General features: G+C 27.6%; 1 protein-coding gene and 1 pseudogene. Both read left to right on the top strand.

The window, feature by feature from the left end; translation table 11 throughout:
* A pseudogene (locus Q0370_RS01040) lies at nt 1-723 on the top strand (hypothetical protein); the annotation flags it as partial.
* A 55-nt stretch (nt 724-778) separates the two neighbouring features.
* Nucleotides 779-1,606, top strand: coding sequence for a hypothetical protein (locus Q0370_RS01045; protein WP_299570912.1), 828 nt, complete (start codon nt 779-781; stop codon nt 1,604-1,606).
* Nucleotides 1,607-1,708 lie beyond the last annotated feature (102 nt).

The following is a 1,708-nucleotide window of genomic DNA, read 5'->3' on the forward strand; positions in this document are numbered from 1 at the left end:
ATGTTTATAGAAGAAGCTGATGAGAAAAAAGAAATAAATAAAGAAAAATTTAAAAATAAAATAAACAGTAATTTTAAAAATTTATTTGTTCAACATATATTAGATTATGGGAAATTACTTTATTATAAAGAAAATGACGAGTATATAAAAAATACAGGACAATTAGAAACAAAAGATTTAGAATATATAAAAGCTAAGGAAACTTTAATTAGAAAAATGGCAGTGTTAGTTTCATTTGCAGCTAATAGTTATTATAATTTATTTGGAAGAACAGAAAATAACATTCTAACCCAAGAAATTTCTGATGATCTCTTATTAGGAAAGATTGAAAATGAGATATATATAAAGGGAGAAAAAAATAGAAGATATGTATTTAAAGAAAAAATGTTAAATTATTTTTTTAACCCTGAAATCTTTGGTGATAATAAAATAGTAGAGTTATTAAGTGCAATTTCTAGTTCTATATATAATATTAGAAATGGTGTAAATCATTTTGATAAAATGATTTTAGGGAAATATAATAATGGATTAGATTTAAAGGATTCTAATACGATAAAAGATTATTTTAACTTTAAGAAAAAAGAAATACAGCAAGATTTAAAGGATAGATTCATATCTAATAATTTACAATATTATTATACAGAAAATGAAATAAAAGAATTCAAACAACGAAATCTGCTTTCCAAAACCACTCACACCTTCCAAGGCAAAACCTACACCTAAGAAGCGCTTTTGAGAGCGGTTGTTTGGGGTAATAAAAATTTTAAACTAAGTACTTATGAAACGTCTGGAATTTATCAAGAAAATAGGATTGGCAACAGTAGGGTTGCCACTGCTTTCCTCTTTTGGGCTACCAAAGGAGTGTCTCTTTGTAGAGGATCAGGAGGAAAGAGAAAAATTTGACTTCAATCTATATGAAGAATACAAAAAAGCAAACTCCTTTTATGTAAAGAAAAACGGAAATATAGTAACTAATATACAAGAGTCTATTTTTATAGAAGAAGATTTTAGTGAACGGAAGATTTATGATACAGAAGAATTAGTGAATGAATACCCTTTTTATACTATATCCAAACGATTTTATGAAGATGGTTATATAGAATTTCAGAAAAAAATAGTAGGAGATTATGTCTTAATAGATGAAAGTTTCTATTGGGATAAGCAAGGGAAACTGACCATAATAGATGAAAATAAAAAATTTGGAAAAATAAGAATTGACTATATAATGAAGATAGTAGAAAAGTTAGGTTACATTGATCTAAGAACAGGAGCTGGATGGTATAATTTGAATGATTTTTCAATCTTTAATTATGAATTAGATTTTTTTGATAATGAATATGGTAAATATTGGATTATTATAGATCCTAAAAATGAACGATTTGATCATAAAAAGCATAAATTCCCTGAATATGAATATGGAGATCCTGCTATGTATATATCAAAAAGTTGGTTTGTTGATGGAGAAACAGGACAAGTTTACACTGAAGAAGAGTTCAAAAATCGTATTAAATCCCAAGAAATCACTCGCACTTTCCAAGGCAAAACCTACACTGAAGAGGAGTGGAAAGCCTTTGAGCAAGACCCATGGAGAAAAGTACCAAGCTAAGCGAAACCATAAAAGCTTTTGGGAGCGGTTGTTTGGATAATAAAGAATAAACTAAGCACTTATGAAACGTTTGGAATTTATCAAGAAAATAGGAGTGGCAAC

Origin of the sequence: uncultured Leptotrichia sp. (assembly GCF_938036635.1) — a bacterium.
Taxonomy (GTDB): Bacteria; Fusobacteriota; Fusobacteriia; order Fusobacteriales; family Leptotrichiaceae; genus Leptotrichia; species Leptotrichia hongkongensis.